Origin of the sequence: Micromonospora trifolii, assembly GCF_022229005.1 — a bacterium.
GTDB classification, from domain to species: domain Bacteria; phylum Actinomycetota; class Actinomycetes; order Mycobacteriales; family Micromonosporaceae; genus Micromonospora; species Micromonospora trifolii.
The window spans coordinates 22,806-38,481 of sequence record NZ_JAKKFD010000047.1 but is presented as its reverse complement, the minus strand read 5'-3'; the positions used below and the strand labels follow the sequence as shown (position 1 = coordinate 38,481).

Here is a 15,676-nt window from a genome sequence, read left to right as displayed (position 1 = left end):
CGCAGGCCGTAGATCATCTCTACGTCGACCTGTCCACTTGTCGGGGGGCTGCCGCAAGGCACGGACACTCTCTGTCCGGACACCTTTACTGTACGCCCGGATCTACGGAAGTCCGCACCCTGGCGTCCGACTTCCCCTTAACTCTTTCTTAGCCACGTTGCCGCAGGTCGTAGGCGCGCCGTAGCGTCACCCCGGCCCGCAACCAACCCCTGGAGGCATAGGCGTGTACGGCTGGACCGATCCGATGGACCCGAACGGCGCACCCCGGCGCGCCGAGGGGCCGACCGACGAGCCGGCCTGGCTGCACGACCGCCCGGAGCCCCGCTCGGCCTACCTCTTCGGCGACGAGCCCGCTCAGCCGGGCGACGAGTGGCACCGGGAGCAGCCCTCCGGCGGCCGGCAACCGGACCCGGCGATCCCCGCCGAGCCGGCCGACGCCCGCACCGCCGCCTGGGATGCCTACCAACCGGAGGGCGGGACCGGCGACTGGGGCGACAGCCACCCGGCCCAGGACACCACCGCCGGCCGGCGCGCCGAGGCGCCCGGCGGCTGGCACACCGACACCGACCCGGAGACCACCGACGGCTGGCGCGACACCGCCGAGACCGGACGGCCCGGCGAGGGACGGCACCGCTCCCCACGCCGCTGGCGCCGGCCGCTGATGATCGGGGGCGCCGCCGCGGCCGCCACCCTCGTGGTGAGCTTCGGCGTCGGCGCGCTCACCCTGCCCGGCGGTGACGACGGAGCCGCGCAGCCGACGGCCGTCGACGACACCTTCGCCACGCCGGACGCGCCGACCGGGGAGCCGGCGCTGGACACCCTCGCCGCACCCTCCCCGTCCACCATCCCCAGCCCGACGTCCGCGAGCCCGTCGCCGACCAAGGTCGTCAAGCCCACACCGGCGACGTCGCGGAGCACCGCCGCGTCGCGCCGCAGCGTCGAGCGCAGCGCCGCGCCGAGCAACACCGGCAGCTCCACCGGTTCCAACGGCTCCAGCGGCTCCGTCAGCGGTCAGGCCCGCGAGGTGGTGGACCTGGTCAACGCCGAGCGCGCCAAGGCCGGCTGCAAGGCGCTGAGCATCGACGACAAGCTGATGACGGCCGCCCAGCGGCACAGTCAGGACCAGGCCGACAACCAGAACATGTCGCACACCGGCAGCGACGGCAGCAACGCCGGCACCCGGCTGGACCGGGTCGGCTACACCTGGCGCACGTACGGCGAGAACGTGGCCTGGAACCAGAAGAACCCGGCAGCGGTGATGGACGCCTGGATGAACAGCTCCGGCCACCGGGCCAACATCCTGAACTGCGCGTTCACCGAGATCGGCGTCGGCATCGCCAACAGCAACGGACCGTACTGGACGCAGGTCTTCGCGGCGCCGCGCTGACCGCGCGTCGTTCCCGCCCCCGCGCTCGTTGACCCGGTGAGGTACGTCGGGCCGGAGCGTGGGGGCCGCGTACCGGTGCGGGCGGCGACCGGCCGTCCGGGACCCGGGAGCTGCCGATGCGGATCCGGCCGCGGCGACGCGTCGCCGTACGCCCACTGCGCCGCGTCCTGTCCGCCAGCGTCGCTGTCGTGCTGGCGGTGCCTGCGTACGGCTGCCGGCCCGCGCTGACCCCGCCCGGCGCGCCCACCGCGTGGCCGGCGACACAGGCCCGGCACTGGCAGTGGCAGTGGCAGCTCAGCGGCCCGCTCGACCCGGCGGTGGACGCCCAGGTCTTCCTGCTCGACCCGGTGGCCACCACCGCCGCACAGACCGCCGAACTGCGTTCCCGCGACCGCCGGTTGATCTGCCAGGTGAACGTGGGATCGGTCCGCTCCGACGACCCGGACGCCAGCCGGTTCCCGGAGATCGTTCGAGGCGCCACCGGGCGTCGCCCCGACAGCCGGTGGCTGGACGTCCGGAGTTGGGATGCGCTCCGGCCGGTGCTGGCCGACCGCTTCCGGCTCTGCCGGGGCAAGGGCTTCGGCGCGGTGGCTCTCTTCGACGCCGACGGGTACGCGGCACGCACCGGCTTCGCGCTCGACTTCGACGACCAACTGCTGTTCAACCGCCGACTGGCCGAGCTGGCCCGCTCGCTGAGCCTCTCCCCAGGGCTGGTCAACGACGTACCGCAGCTCGCCGCGCTGGCCCCGGACTTCGACTTCGCGGTCAACGAGGAGTGCGTCCGGCTCGCCCAGTGCGCCAAGCTGCTGCCGTTCAGCGACGCCGGCAAGCCGGTCTTCCACGTCGAGTACACCGGCTCGCCGGACGACTTCTGCGTCACCACCGTCGGCTACGGCTTCGCGTCGATCCGCAAGGACCGCACATTGGACGCGTCCCGAGAACCCTGCCCCCTCCCCTGACCCCACTGGGCCGGGCCGCGATTCGCGGCCCGGCCCAGCTGGTCTGGGTGGTCAGGGCACCGGGACCAGTTCCGGGGCGGGGGCGGGCGGGTCGGTGGGCGCGGGTGCCGGGCGGGGGCGCAGGAAGCGCGGGGCCCACCAGTTGGCGTCGCCGAGCATGGTCATCAACGCCGGCAGCACCACTCCCCGGATGATCGTGGCGTCCAGCAGGATCGCCGCGGCCAGACCGATGCCGAGCTGCTTCATGTCGATGGTGCTCAGCGTGGCGAAGATCGAGAAGACCCCGACCATCACGATGGCCGCGCTGGTCACCACCCCGGCCGACGAGGTGATGCCGTACGCCACGGCATCACGGTTGGGCAGGCCGGACCGAACTCCCTCGCGGATCCGACTGACCACGAAGACGTGGTAGTCCATCGAGAGGCCGAAGAGCACCACGAACAGGAACAGCGGCAGCCAGGACACGATCGCGCCCATCGACGTGAAGCCGAGCAGCCCCTGCGCCCACTCACCCTGGAAGATCAGCACCAGCAGGCCGTACGCGGCACCGGCGGAGAGCAGGTTCAGCGCGATCGAGCTTGCCGCGATCACCACCGATCGGAAGGTGAACGTCATGACCAGGAAGGTCAGCACCAGCACGAAGCCCATGACCAGCGGCAACTTGTCCCGGACGTGCTGGGCGTAGTCCTCGCTGTCGGCCACGCCCCCGCCCACCGCGTACTCGATGCCGGGAATGCCGCGCAGCTCGGCCGGGACCAGGTCCCCGCGCAGCTTCTCCAACGACTGCACCGACCGGTCGTCCCGACTGGCGTACGGGGTGGGGACGTCCAGCACCGAGACCCGCCGGTCGGCCGACACCTCGATCTTCGGGCCGTCCGCCTCGGCCGGGGCGAACAGCGGATCGCCGGCCGCCCTGGTGGACAGGCCGGTGAGGGCGGCGCGTACCCGATCGGCCTGGTCGGCGGGCGCCCGCACGGCCACCACGTGGTTGGTGCCGGCGCTCGGGAAGGCGGCGGTGAGCCGGTCGTACGCCTGCATCGCCGGAGTCGTGCGGGGCAGATCCTCCATGCCGGGGAACTTCAGCTTCATGCCGAGCGCCGGCGCGGCCAGCGCCAGCAGCAGCCCGACCGAGATGACAAGGGTCGCCACCGGCGCGCGCAGCGCGGGCCGGAGCACCGCCGGCCACAGCCGGGCCGCGCGGGGCTCGCCGTGCCGGCCGGTACGCGGCGCGGTCAGTCGCCACAGCAGCGGCACCCGGGGCCGGTCCACCCAACGGCCGAGCCGGGCCAGCATGGCGGGCAGGACGGTCAGTGAACCGGTCACCGCGACGGCCACCACGAGGATCGAGCCGATGGCGAGCGACGAGAAGACCACGTCGCCGGCGAGCAGCAGCCCGGCCATCGAGATGATCACCGCGAAGCCGGAGACCACCACTGCGTGCCCGGAGGTCTCCGCGGCGATCTCCACAGCGTCCAGACCGGACCGACCCTTGGCGCGTTCCTCCCGCTCGCGACGGATGTAGAACAACGAGTAGTCCACGCCGACCGCCATGCCGATCAGCAGGATCACCGGTGCCGTGGTGTCGGTGGCCGGCACCAGGTGCGAGGCGAGAGTGGACAGACCCATCGCGGCGGCGACCGAGGAGAGTGCCAGCAGCACCGGCACGCTCGCCGCGATCAGCGCGCCGAACGCGATGATCAGGATCGCCAGGGTGACCGGCAGGCTGAGCAGCTCGGCGCGCTTGAAGTCCTTGCCCAGGGTGTCGTCGAGGGCCTGACCGATCGACGGCCCGCCGACCTGCTCGACGCGCAGCCCGGGATGCGCTGCCTGCACGGTGGCGGTGGCGTCCCGCAACGGCTGCACCCGCTCGGAGGCCGTCTCCGGGTCACCGGACATGGTGATCGGCAGCAGCAGCGCCGAGCCGTCCCCCGCGGTGACCGGCTGGCCCACCCCGGCCACCCCGGCGACAGTACGCAGCCGGGCCGCCGCGTCGTCGGCCGCCGCCTTCGCCGCCGCCGGGTCCAACGCGCCACCCCGGGAGGTGATGAGGACGTTGTCCACGGCCGGGTCGTCGAAGTCACCGGCGTCGACGATCAGGCTGGCCCGCCCCGCCTCGCCGATCGCCTGGTCGCCGCTGGTGGCCTCGTTGAGTCCGGCGGCGCTGCCGCCAACGAAGCACACCGCCACGAACACGGCCCACAGTGCGATCGCCCGCCACGGGTGCTCGGCGCTCCACCGCGCCAGCCGCACCGTCACCGGTCTTCTGCCCATCTCGGGTCCCCCTGTCACGTCAACCCCCTGTCAACGGTGCTGACGCTAGGTGCGTAACGAGACGGTCACATCGGGGATCGACCCGGGGCCACCCTGGAACCGCCGGACCGGGAGCGGGGGTGCGTTCGTCCGACGTCGGCCCGCGATCCGGACGTACACCGGGGTCCAGCCCGGAGCGACAGGCCGCGACCCGCCGGCATCGCCCCCGAGGCGGCTCCGGGTCATCCCCGAAGGGAACCCCGGGGCCGTGGCTGACAGTGCGGGCAACTGTACGAGGACCGGTTCATGAACGCCTCGCGGCGGATCGGCGCGCCGCACCGCCGGCACGGCTCGCCCTCGCGGCCGTAGGCGTTGAGCGCCCGGTCGAAGTAGCCACTCTCGCCGTTGACGTTCACGTAGAGGGCGTCGAAGCTGGTGCCGCCCTCGCTGATCGCCTCGGCCAGCACGTCACGGACGTGGCCGAGCAGGCGCTGCGCGGCCGGGCCGGTCAGCGCGTCGGTGGGTCGGCCGCCGTGCAGCTTGGCGCGCCAGAGCGCCTCGTCGGCGTAGATGTTGCCCACCCCGGAGATCAGGGTCTGGTCGAGCAGTGCCCGCTTCACCTCGGTGTGCCGGCGGCGCAGCGCCGCGACGAACGCCTCGTCGGAGAACTCCGGGTCCATCGGGTCGCGGGCGATGTGCGCGATCTCGTCGGGCAGCTCGGCGCCGCCCTCGCTCACCGAGAGCCCACCGAACGTGCGCTGGTCGACGAAGCGCAGCTCCGGGCCGTCGTCGCTGAACCTGAACCGGACCCGCAGGTGGGTCTCATCCGTCGTGCCGGGCGGCTGGAGCAGCAGCTGACCCGACATACCGAGGTGCCCGACGATCGCGTCACCGCTGTCCAGTGGCAGCCACAGGTACTTGCCGCGACGACGGGCGTCCAGCACCGTCCGGCCGGCGAGCACGTCGGCGAAGTGCACGTCGCCCGGGGCGTGCCGGCGGACCGCACGCGGATGACGAACCTCGACGGAGGCGATCCGACGGCCGACGACCCACTGGGCGACCCCCTGTCGGACGGTCTCCACCTCGGGCAGCTCAGGCACGCCGCCGACCCGTCTCGTGGCCGTCGGCGCCCCCGGCCGGCAGCGCCTGCGCCAGATGGTCGGCCTGCTCGGCCTGAGCCGCCCGCTCGGCGCGCTCCAGCGGCCCGAACGGCTCGTCGGAGTCGGCCGAGTCGTCCCGACCGACCGGCTGGTCCTGACGGTCGTCGCCGGCCCGACCGTCCTGACCGTCGTCGCCGTTCTGACCGTTCTGCTCGGCGAGCGTCCGCCAGGCGGCCTCGGCGGCCCGCTGCTCGGCCTCCTTCTTGCTGCGCCCCTCGGCGCCGCCGTACCGGTTGCCGGCCACCACCACCCAGGCGGTGAACGTCTTGAGGTGATCCGGGCCGGTGCCCTCGATCCGATACTCCGGGACGCCGAGCCCGAGCGCCGCCGTCAGCTCCTGGAGGCTGGTCTTCCAGTCCAGTGCTGCCCCACGACCGGCCGACTCGGCCATCAGCGGGTCGAAGAGCCGGTGGATGACGATCCCCGTGGTGTCCAGGCCGTACTGGAGGTAGATCGCGCCGAGCAGCGCCTCCAGCGTGTCGGCGAGGATGCTCGCCTTGTCCCGGCCACCGGTCGTCTCCTCACCCTTGCCGAGCAGCAGGTACGCGCCGAGCCCGTCCGGGCCCAGACCGCGGGCCACGTCGGCGAGCGCCCGCATGTTGACCACGCTGGCCCGCAGCTTGGCCAACTGCCCCTCGGGAAGATCCGGGTGATTGTGGAAGAGCGCCGTGGTGATCACCACGCCGAGCACCGAGTCGCCGAGGAACTCCAGCCGCTCGTTGGTCGGCAGCCCGCCGTTCTCGTACGCGTACGACCTGTGGGTCAACGCGCGCTGGAGCAGCTCAGGTTCCAGGCTCACTCCGAAGGCGGATTCCAGGTGACCGACGGACGCCCGCCGCCGCTTGTCGTTGCTCATGTGCGTACCTCGGTGTCGGTGGAGCGGTCGGTGCGATCCGTCGCGGCGTCGCGGTCGAGCAACGCGGAGACCAGATCGGTGGCGCGCCGCCGCCACAGGTGGGCGGCGAGAGCTATGCCGGAGGCGACGTCGTCGGCGCGGGCGGACCCGTGACAGACGACCACCGTCCCCGCGACGCCCAGCAGGGCCGCAGCGCGGGGCGCGCCGCCCTGGGCAGGTGGGCCGCCGGCCATCGCGTACGCGCCCTCGATGGCCTTGAGCAGCACGTTACCGGTGAAGCCGTCGGTGACGACCACATCGGCGCGCGCGCCGAGGGCCACGTCGTACCCCTCGACCAGGCCGATGTAGCGCGCCCCGCCGGGCAGCGGTTCGACGGCGAGCAGGGGGTCGGTGGCGCGGCGGACCCGGTCGCCCTTGCCGGCTTCGGTGCCGACCGAGAGCAGCCCGACCCGTGGCGCGGCGATCGAGTGGGCCACCGCCGCGTACGCGGCGCCGAGCACGGCGTGGCGGGCGAGGGTGGCCGGGCGGGGTTCCAGGGAGCCGCCGACGTCGAGCAACACGACAGGCCCCGCCACGGCGGGCAGGGTGGCGGCCAGCGCGGGTTGGCGGATCTCCGGCGAGCGGCCGAGGCCGAGCACGGCAGCGGTGACGGTGGCGCCGGTGGCGCCGGCGGAGACCAGGGCGTCGGCGGTCCCGTCCCGGACGGCGGTGACCGCGGCCCGGACGGTGCTCTCGGAGCGGGCGGCGCTGGGATGGTCGGCCATGCCGACGACATCGCGGACGGGCCGCACCGTGATCCGGGCGCGTTGCGCCGGATCGAGGGCAGCAATCAGCTCGTCGGCGACCTCGGTCGGACCGACGAGAAGCAGATGCAGGTCAGGGTCGGCGCGCATGGCCCGCAGAGCGCCGTCAACCACGACGGCGGGAGCGTCGTCCCCGCCGAGGAGGTCAACGGCGATCCGCGCGGCGCCCGGCTCCACCGGAACGCCGGCCGGATTGGGCCGGCCGGCGTCGGAGGGAGCCGGAGCACCGGGCGAATGCCAGGATGCGCGCGCCGCCCGACCTGGGGTCGGGGGCGTCACTCGGCGTCCAGGTCAGACCTCGAGAACCTGGCGGCCGTTGTAGGTGCCGCAGACGGAGCAGGCGGCGTGCGGCAGCTTCGGGGACTTGCACTGCGGGCACGCAACGGTCGCGACCACTGTCGCCTTCCAGTTCGCCCGGCGGGACCGGGTGTTGCTGCGCGACATCTTGCGCTTCGGGACGGCCACGGTTCTTACTCCTCTGTAACGGTCAGTTGCGACAGGCCCGCCCAACGCGGGTCGATCTGCTGGTGACTGTGGTCGGCCGGCAGATCGTCCCAGTGCGCCCCGCATTCAGGGCACAGTCCTGGGCAGTCCTCCCGGCAGAGCGGGTTGGTCGGCAGCGTGAGCACCAACGCGTCCCGCAGCGCCGGCTCCAGGTCGATCAGATCGCCCTGCATCCGGCCCACCTCGTCCTCGTCGGTCGTGGCGTCCGTGGTGCTGTCCTCGTACGCGTACAGCTCCTGGATCGTCACGCCCATCGAGTCGTTGATCTCGCGCAGGCAACGGCCGCACTCGCCCCGGACGGGACCGGTGATGGTCCCGGAGACGAGCACGCCCTCGGACACCGACTGCAACCTCAGATCGAGGTCGAGGTCCGCGCCCGCCGGCACGCCGATCAACTCCACACCGAGGTCCGCCGGTGCCGGCACGACCCGCTGGACCTCACGCAACGCGCCAGGGCGACGCGGCAGGTCCCTCGTGTCGAGGACCAGCGGCGCCCTGGGGTTGAGTGTCGATGGCGAGTGCTTGGGCATAGTTAGACTCCGGCCGGTGAGAGGCCGACAAAAAAGGTTACCTGGGCGACCGCCGGACCGTCGAACCGGGGGCGACGCCCGCCTGAGAAGTCGGCTGGTGAGGTGCCGCTCAGAAGGGTAGCGGGCGTTCCGCCTCATCCCCAGCGAAGGTGCCGATCTCTCGCAGCGCGTGCATCTTGTCCCGGCCGCGCTCTATCGAGGCCAGCGCCCGGGTGAGGAACTGCTCGAAGTTGGCCAGCGCGGTGTCGACGTAGTCGTCGACCTCCTCACGCAGGCGCTGCGCCTCGGCGCGGGCCTCGCCGATGATCCGGGCACCCTCGTGCTCGGCCGACACGGTGATCTCGTTCACCGAGACCAGGCGGGCGTGTTCTGCCTCACCCTCACTGATGATCCGGTCCGCCTCGCGCTTGCCGGCTTCCATGATCTTGTCGCGCTCCTCCAGGAGCGCGGCGGCGCGACGCAGGTCGGCGGGGAGATCGGCACGCATCTCATCGAGGGCAGCGATCATCTCACCCCGGTCGACCATGCAGTTGTTGCGCGACATCGGGACGGAGCGGGCCTGCTCCAGGATGGCGATCAGTTCGTCGATGCGATCGAGCGGGTCCACCGGCTACCTCACTCCTGTCGTTCGTCGGCCGACCTCCATGATGCGGGCTACGGCCGTTCCCCGCGCCACCAATCATGTCGTGCCCGCCCCACCGCCGCCCCACTCACCCCAACCCGGCGAGTCGCGACATAGTCACCCCGGGCTCCCACCGCGCCGATCTCGCACTTTCCGTCGCACCAAACCGCCCTGAAAGGGCATTCCGGGCGCCACAAGTGCAAGATTTCGAGGGTGAGCGAGGTGGGAGGGAGACAGGGCCTGTTCAGCGGCGGGGGCCCAGGCGGGCCTGGAGGGCCTCGCGGACCGGGTCGGGGACGTGGGCGGAGATGTCGCCACCCCACTTGGCCACATCCTTGACCAGGCTCGACGAGAGGAACGAGTAGAGCGGGTTGGTCGGCATGAAGAGCGTCTCGACGCCGGCCAGACCGATGTTCATCTGGGCCATCTGCAACTCGTAGTCGAAGTCGCTGACCGCCCGCAGCCCCTTGATCAGCACACTGGCCTGCTGAGCCCGGCAGAAGTCCACCAGCAGCCCTCGGAACGACTCGACCCGCACGTTGCCGTACGACGAGGTCACCTCGCGGAGCATCTCGATGCGCTCCTCGACGGTGAACAGGCCACTCTTCGACTGATTCACCAGCACACCGACGATCACCTCATCGAAGAGCCGACTGGCCCGCCCGATGATGTCGAGGTGTCCGTTGGTGACCGGGTCGAACGAACCGGGGCACACCGCACGTCTCATGATCGGCGACCGTACCAAAGGGTGGTCTCGCCGTAACGGCGACTGCGCTCGGGGGTGATCCCGTCCACCCAGTCGAACTCCCTGGTGCGGCGGGACCGCTCCACCACCACCAACGCGTCGGGCGCCAGCCAGCCGCCGCCGACCAACGCGGCCAACAGTGCGGTGATCTCCTCGTCCGGCACCGCGTACGGAGGGTCGGCGAAGACCACGTCGTACGGCTCGCCGTCCGGTCCGGCGGCCAGCACCGTCGCCACCTTGCCGGTGATCAGACGGGCCGCCGGACCGGCACGGAGGGCCGCCACGTTCTCCCGGATCACCCGGGCCGCCCGCGGGTCGGACTCGACCAGCAACACGTGCCGGGCACCCCGGGAGAGCGCCTCCAGGCCGACCGCGCCGGAGCCGGCGTACAGGTCGGCGAAGCGGGCACCATCGAGATCGACCTCGGCCTGGACGGCACTGAACAGCGCCTCCCGGACCCGGTCCGAGGTGGGTCGGGTGCCGGCGCCGGGCGGCGCGGCGATGCGCCGGCCACCGAGGGTCCCGGCCACGATCCGGGTCACCGTTTCCTCCTGCTCATGCCCGAGACGCTACGCGATGCGGCGCGGACCCGGTCAGCACGGCGTGGATCCGGGGAACTGGTCGGCGGCGACGACGCGGAGCACCTGAGCAGCCCCGACGGCTCCGCATTCACAGTGGAGCCTCAGCGGGCGGACCGTCCCCAGTGATCGGACCGACACCTTCGGTGTATCAAAGATCACGAATCGACTACATTGCCGGATGGCAATGATCTGAACTCCCCTCATTAACCACCCATCAGTACAGTCACCCCCTGTCCCCGCTTTAGCCGCGGGAACACCACCGCGTCGCGCGACGCCCCGGTGAGCAGGTGACTCCCCGGTCACGATGTCTCCCGGCCTCCCGCCACGCGATCCGTACCCCCTCACCAGGAGCAGGCGTGAACCCTCCCAAGTCTCCGTTCCGGCGCGTCGCGGCCATCGCCGCGGGCGCGTTGATCGGCCTCGCCGGCGTCGGCGTCCTCGCGAGCCCCGCGAGTGCCCACCACCCCGAGCCCTCCGGCACCTACTGCCTGACCTCCGACGGCCAGGTCAAGGTGACCTGGACGGTCGGCAACAGCGAAGACATCGAAGCGAAGATCACCAAGCTCGAGTCGACCGTCGCCGCCGACTTCACCGGCGGCCTGACGAAGGACGCCACCCTGCCGGCGAAGGGCAAGGGAGTCCTCACCGGCACCCAGGCCCACCGCTTCGACACCAAGCGGCCGACGATCGAGCTGACCGTCGAGGCGCGGTGGGTGCGCTCCGACCGGATCGTGACCGAGGAGCGGACCGTCGCCGCCGAGCCGAAGGGCACCTGCGCGGCGGAGTCCACGCCCACGCCGAGCAGCCCGACGCCGACCGCCACTCCGTCGGCGACCCCCACCCCGACCCCCACTGTCGCCTCTCCGTCGCCGAGCCAGTCTCCGACCCAGACCCCGCCCCCGGCTGCCACCCCGGCTCCGGCGGAGCCGGTGGGCTCGGTCGAGTCGACCTGCGACAAGCTCACCTTCACGATCGAGAACCCCGCCGACGGTGAGACCGTCACGCTCACCCTCACCCCGAACAAGGGCGAGGCGAAGACGCTGGTCGTGAAGCCGGGCGAGACCGGTTCCGTCTCCTTCGACGCGACCGAGGGTCTGGTCGTCACGCCGGCCGCCGAGGGCCTCGACGACACCGCGCCGATCGCCTGGGAGCAGCCGGCCGACTGCGCCCCGGGTCAGGGTGGCGGTAAGGACGAGCCGGCTCTGCCGCTGACCGGTGCCGCCACCGGCGGCATCATCGCCGGTGCCGTGGTGCTGCTCGCGGCCGGTGCTGCCCTGTTCGTGGTGGCCCGTCGTCGTCGGGTTCGCTTCACCGCCTGAGACAACCCGCTCTGACATCTGAGGGCGCGTCGACCAACCGGTCGGCGCGCCCTCAGCCATGTAGTGGCCTGCGAAGTCAGCCCTTCTCCAGGTACTCCGCGCGGTCCTCGTCCACCAGGGCGGCCACCGAGGCGGCCAGCGCCGGGCTGCGGGCCAGCTCCGGGTCGTCCTCGATCAGAGTGATCGCCTCGGCGCGGGCATCGCGGATCAGGTCGGCGTCGCGCCGCAGGGACAGCAACCGCAGGTGCGAGCGGTGCCCGGACTGGGTGGCACCCAGCACGTCGCCCTCACGGCGTTGCTCCAGATCCAGTTCGGCGAGCTTGAAACCGTCGCCAGTGGACGCCACCGCGTCCAACCGTTCCCGCGCCGACGAACCCTCGGCCGCCTCGCTGACCAGCAGGCACAGCCCGGCGGCGGCACCCCGGCCGACCCGGCCCCGCAACTGGTGCAACTGGGAGACGCCGAACCGGTCGGCGTCCAGCACGATCATCACTGTGGCGTTCGGCACGTCCACGCCGACCTCGATCACTGTCGTCGCCACCAGCACGTCCAGGTCACCGGCCGCGAAGGAACGCATCACCGCGTCCTTCTCGTCGGCCGGCAGGCGACCGTGCAGCACCCCGATCCGCAGGCCGTGCAGCGGGCCCTCGGCCAGCAGCGGAGCCACCTCGGTCACCGCCATCGGCGGCCGACGGCCGTTGTCGTCCTCGGGCGGCGGTTCCTCGTCGCTGGTCGGGCCGTCACCAATTCGCGGGCACACCACGTACGCCTGGTGGCCGGCGGTCACCTCCTCGCGCAGCCGACGCCAGGCCCGGTCCAGGTAGGCCGGCTTCTCGGCGGCCGGCACCACGTGCGAGGTGATCGGCGACCGCCCCCGGGGCAACTGGGAGAGCGTGGAGACCTCCAGGTCCCCGTAGACGGTCATCGCCACAGTGCGCGGGATCGGGGTGGCCGTCATCACCAGCACGTGCGGCGGCTGGTCGGCCTTGGCCCGCAGGGCGTCGCGCTGCTCCACGCCGAAGCGGTGCTGCTCGTCGACCACCACCAGGCCGAGGTCGGCGAAGTCGACCCCCTCGTAGAGCAGGGCGTGGGTGCCGAGCACGATGCCGGCGGCACCGCTGGCCACCTCGCCGAGCGCCCGCCGGCGGGCCGCCGCGCCCAGCGAGCCGGTGACCAGCTCGACCCGTGTGGCGTGCTCGGCGGAGCCCAGCTCACCGGCCCGCCCGAGCGGCCCGAGCAGGTCGAGCATGCCGCGGTGGTGCTGGGAGGCCAGCACCTCGGTGGGCGCCAGCAGCGCGGCCTGCCCACCCGCGTCGACCACCTGGAGCATCGCCCGCAGCGCCACCACCGTCTTGCCCGAGCCGACCTCGCCCTGGAGCAGGCGGTGCATGGGGTGCGGGGCGGCGAGGTCCGCGGCGATCTCCACACCGACCTCGTGCTGACCGGCCGTCAGCTCGTACGGGAGTCGGGCGTCGAACGCCTCCAGCAGCCCGCCCGGGCGCGCCGGGCGGGGCCGGGCCGGCCAGTCGGCCGCCCGGTGCTTGCGCTGCACCAGGGTCACCTGGACGGCGAATGCCTCGTCCCACTTGAGGCGCCGCCGCGCCTGGTGCAGCGCCTCCTTGCTGGACGGCCGGTGGATCTCGGTCAGCGCGGCGCCCAGCCCGACCAGCTTGCGGCTGGCCCGCACGGCGCTCGGCAGTGGATCGTCCGGCGGGGTGAACGTGTCCAGTACGACGCGCACGCAGCGCGCGATCACCCAGGTCGGCACGGCCGCCGCGGCCGGGTAGACGGGGATCAGCGCCCCGGCGAACTCCTCGATGTCGTCGCTGACCGCCGCCTCGCCGTCGCCACCCTCGCCGAGCAGGACGTACTCCGGGCCGTTGAGCTGCCGTTTGCCCCGGAACTCGGTGACCTTGCCGGCGAACAGGCCCCACCGGCCCGGGCGCAGCTCGCGCTCGCGCCACGCCTGGTTGCCGAAGAAGGTCAACGTCAGGACCCCGCCGGAGCCGTCACCGACGGTCACCTCCAGCAGGTTGCCCCGCCGCTGACGCATCGGGCGCACCGCGGTGCGCTGCACCTGGGCCAGCACTGTGACCTGCTCACCGACGTCCAGTGAGCGGATGTCGGTGTGCTCACCACGCTCGTCGTAGCGACGCGGAAAGTGGTAGACCAGGTCACCCGCTGTGCGCAGGTCGAGGTGCGAGGCCAGCGCCTTGGCTGTCTTGTCCCCGACCAGCTTCTTCAGCGGAGTGTCCACAGTGGCTGGTTCGCTCATTCGATCCCTACCAGGAGCGGATAAAACGGCTGGCCGCCCGGGTACGCGTGCACCTCGACGAACGGCCAGCGTCGCGCGACGTGCGCGCGGACGGCATCGGTGAGCCCGGCCGGAGCGTCCACCCCGGCCAACAGGGTGACCATCTCGCCGCCGCCACCGAGCATCCGGTCGACAACTGCCGCGCAGGTGTCGGTGAGGTCGGTGCCAATCAGGTGCACCTCCCCCTCCACCAGCGCCAGCACGTCACCGGGACGGCACGGGCCGGCCACCGTCAGCGCCTCCCGGCTGGCATGGCAGACCTCGGCGTAACGGCAGGCGCCGGCCGCCTCGGCCATCGCGATGACGTCGTCCTCGAAACGGCGGTCACCGTCGCGGACCGCGAGGGCTGCGAGGGCCTGCACCGGCGAGCGGGTCGGCACCACGCTCACCTTGATGCCGTACCGGTGGGCCTCGCGGGCGGCGGCGCTCGCCACCGCCTCGGTGTTGGCGTCGTTGGGCAGCACCACCACCCGGGCCGCGCCGGTGCTGCGGACGGCGTCCAGCAACTCGCCCGTGGACGGGTTGCCCGGCACGACGGTGGCGCCCTCAGCGGCGAACAGGTCGGCGATGCCGCCGCCGGTGGCCACCACCACAGCGGCCCGGCCGGCCACCACCGGGCCGGAGGGCGACTCCGACTGGTCGGCGAAACGGGTCACCGAGATCCGGTACGGGCGGCCGGCGGCGACACCCGCCTCGACCGCCGCACCCACGTCGTTGACGTGCACGTGCACGTTCCAGGTGCCTTCCGGCTCACGCCCGTCGCCGACGACGACCAGCGAATCTCCCAGGGCGTCGAGCGCCTGCCGCAGCCCGGTGACCGCCTCGGCTCGGGCGTCGAGCAGGAACTGCACCTCGTACGCGTACTCATCGGAACCGGTCTCGCGGGCGACGGTGGCCGCCGGCCGGGCGGAGCGCGGCGCCGGCGCGGGCCGGGCCGTGCGCTCCCCGGTGAGCACCTCGACCAGGGCGTCGAGCAGCACGCAGAGCCCTCGGCCACCGGCGTCGACCACGCCCGCGCGGGCCAGCGCCGGCAGCTGTTCCGGGGTGCGGGCGAGCGCCTCGGCCGCCGCCCGGGCGGCGACGCCCGCCACCGCTGGGAGGTCGTCGCTGTCCGCGCCCTCGGCTGCGGCGGCGGCCGCCGCTACCACCGTGAGCACTGTGCCCTCGACCGGCCGGGAGACCGCTGTGTACGCGGCGGCGGTGCCGGAGCGTAGCGCGGCGGCCAACTCCCGGCCCCGCACCGCCGACACCCCGGCGACCTCATCGGCGAAACCCCGCAGGATCTGCGAGAGGATCACCCCGGAGTTGCCCCGCGCGCCGAGCAGCGCGCCCTGGGCCATCAGCCGCAGCGCGTGCCCGTGCGCTGTCGGCCCGCTGTCGGGCAGAGTGTCCAGATCCATGGCGAGGGCCTGCTGCGCCGAGGTGAGGGTGAGCACCAGGTTGGTGCCGGTGTCGCCGTCGGGCACCGGATAGACGTTGAGCTGGTCGATCTCGCCCTGGTGGCGCTTCAGTGCGGCCAGCCCGCTCGCGCACCAGCGGCGGACCGCGGCGGCGTCGAGGGTGTCCAGCACGGGCAGAAGCCTACTGGCGCGCACCGACACCCGTCGGACTCGTCCGGCGTGTCCCCGCCGGCCCGGGCCGGCGCT

At 72.7% G+C, this 15,676-nt stretch carries 14 protein-coding genes; 3 read left to right on the top strand and 11 right to left on the bottom strand.

Translation table 11 applies throughout. From position 1 onward, the window contains the following. The first annotated feature begins 223 nt into the window (after positions 1-223). Both NIE79_RS26995 and NIE79_RS26990 read left to right on the top strand, forming a co-directional pair. On the top strand, positions 224-1,387 hold the full coding sequence (locus NIE79_RS26995; protein WP_238681238.1) for a CAP domain-containing protein: 1,164 nt from the start codon (positions 224-226) through the stop codon (positions 1,385-1,387). A gap of 116 nt (positions 1,388-1,503) precedes the next feature. Then, complete coding sequence (locus NIE79_RS26990) at positions 1,504-2,346, top strand: endo alpha-1,4 polygalactosaminidase (RefSeq protein WP_238681237.1); 843 nt, start codon at positions 1,504-1,506, stop codon at positions 2,344-2,346. A 51-nt stretch (positions 2,347-2,397) separates the two neighbouring features. On the opposite strand, the gene NIE79_RS26985 is transcribed toward NIE79_RS26990, so the two are convergent. The 9 genes from NIE79_RS26985 to rsmD form a co-directional block, all read right to left on the bottom strand. Further along, a complete protein-coding gene (locus NIE79_RS26985) occupies positions 2,398-4,617 on the bottom strand; it encodes an MMPL family transporter (RefSeq protein ID WP_238681236.1) in 2,220 nt (739 codons plus the stop codon). 221 nt (positions 4,618-4,838) lie between these two features. Next, a complete protein-coding gene (mutM, locus tag NIE79_RS26980) occupies positions 4,839-5,696 on the bottom strand; it encodes a bifunctional DNA-formamidopyrimidine glycosylase/DNA-(apurinic or apyrimidinic site) lyase (RefSeq protein ID WP_112582008.1) in 858 nt (285 codons plus the stop codon). Further along, positions 5,689-6,612 carry a ribonuclease III gene (gene rnc / locus NIE79_RS26975; RefSeq protein ID WP_238681235.1) on the bottom strand — a complete coding sequence of 308 codons (924 nt, stop codon included), beginning with the start codon at positions 6,610-6,612 and terminating at the stop codon, positions 5,689-5,691. Before rnc ends, mutM begins: the two co-directional genes overlap by 8 nt. Next, a complete protein-coding gene (locus NIE79_RS26970) occupies positions 6,609-7,592 on the bottom strand; it encodes a phosphate acyltransferase (RefSeq protein WP_238681234.1) in 984 nt (327 codons plus the stop codon). Before NIE79_RS26970 ends, rnc begins: the two co-directional genes overlap by 4 nt. 114 nt (positions 7,593-7,706) lie before the next feature. Next, entirely contained in the window at positions 7,707-7,880 is a 174-nt protein-coding gene (gene rpmF, locus NIE79_RS26965; RefSeq protein WP_030335284.1) for a 50S ribosomal protein L32, read from the bottom strand. A 5-nt stretch (positions 7,881-7,885) separates the two neighbouring features. Then, on the bottom strand, positions 7,886-8,449 hold the full coding sequence (locus tag NIE79_RS26960; RefSeq protein WP_238681233.1) for a YceD family protein: 564 nt from the start codon (positions 8,447-8,449) through the stop codon (positions 7,886-7,888). Between the two features lie 109 nt (positions 8,450-8,558). After that, a complete protein-coding gene (locus NIE79_RS26955) occupies positions 8,559-9,056 on the bottom strand; it encodes an SPFH domain-containing protein (RefSeq protein WP_030335287.1) in 498 nt (165 codons plus the stop codon). Between the two features lie 259 nt (positions 9,057-9,315). Beyond that, a complete protein-coding gene (gene coaD / locus NIE79_RS26950) occupies positions 9,316-9,798 on the bottom strand; it encodes a pantetheine-phosphate adenylyltransferase (protein ID WP_030335289.1) in 483 nt (160 codons plus the stop codon). Further along, on the bottom strand, positions 9,795-10,358 hold the full coding sequence (gene rsmD / locus NIE79_RS26945) for a 16S rRNA (guanine(966)-N(2))-methyltransferase RsmD (RefSeq protein ID WP_238681232.1): 564 nt from the start codon (positions 10,356-10,358) through the stop codon (positions 9,795-9,797). The genes coaD and rsmD overlap by 4 nt, the downstream gene beginning before the upstream one ends. Before the next feature lie 395 nt (positions 10,359-10,753). Between rsmD and NIE79_RS26940 the strand changes: the two genes are divergently transcribed. After that, complete coding sequence (locus tag NIE79_RS26940) at positions 10,754-11,716, top strand: LPXTG cell wall anchor domain-containing protein (RefSeq protein ID WP_238681231.1); 963 nt, start codon at positions 10,754-10,756, stop codon at positions 11,714-11,716. Positions 11,717-11,792: 76 nt separating this feature from the next. Here the strand turns inward: NIE79_RS26940 and recG are convergent, their stop codons facing one another. Together recG and NIE79_RS26930 are read right to left on the bottom strand one after the other, a co-directional pair. Beyond that, positions 11,793-13,991, bottom strand: coding sequence for an ATP-dependent DNA helicase RecG (gene recG, locus NIE79_RS26935; RefSeq protein ID WP_238681230.1), 2,199 nt, complete (start codon positions 13,989-13,991; stop codon positions 11,793-11,795). Then, positions 13,988-15,601: a DAK2 domain-containing protein gene (locus NIE79_RS26930; protein ID WP_238681229.1), complete on the bottom strand. Its 1,614-nt coding sequence runs from the start codon at positions 15,599-15,601 to the stop codon at positions 13,988-13,990. Before NIE79_RS26930 ends, recG begins: the two co-directional genes overlap by 4 nt. Positions 15,602-15,676: the final 75 nt, after the last annotated feature.

Coding starts and splice junctions, on each gene's coding strand:
- coaD (WP_030335289.1), bottom strand. CDS start 9,798: ATGAGACGTGCGGTGTGCCCCGGTTCGTTCGACCCGGTCACCAACGGA.
- recG (WP_238681230.1), bottom strand. CDS start 13,991: ATGAGCGAACCAGCCACTGTGGACACTCCGCTGAAGAAGCTGGTCGGG.
- NIE79_RS26960 (WP_238681233.1), bottom strand. CDS start 8,449: ATGCCCAAGCACTCGCCATCGACACTCAACCCCAGGGCGCCGCTGGTC.
- NIE79_RS26990 (WP_238681237.1), top strand. CDS start 1,504: ATGCGGATCCGGCCGCGGCGACGCGTCGCCGTACGCCCACTGCGCCGC.
- rnc (WP_238681235.1), bottom strand. CDS start 6,612: ATGAGCAACGACAAGCGGCGGCGGGCGTCCGTCGGTCACCTGGAATCC.
- NIE79_RS26985 (WP_238681236.1), bottom strand. CDS start 4,617: ATGGGCAGAAGACCGGTGACGGTGCGGCTGGCGCGGTGGAGCGCCGAG.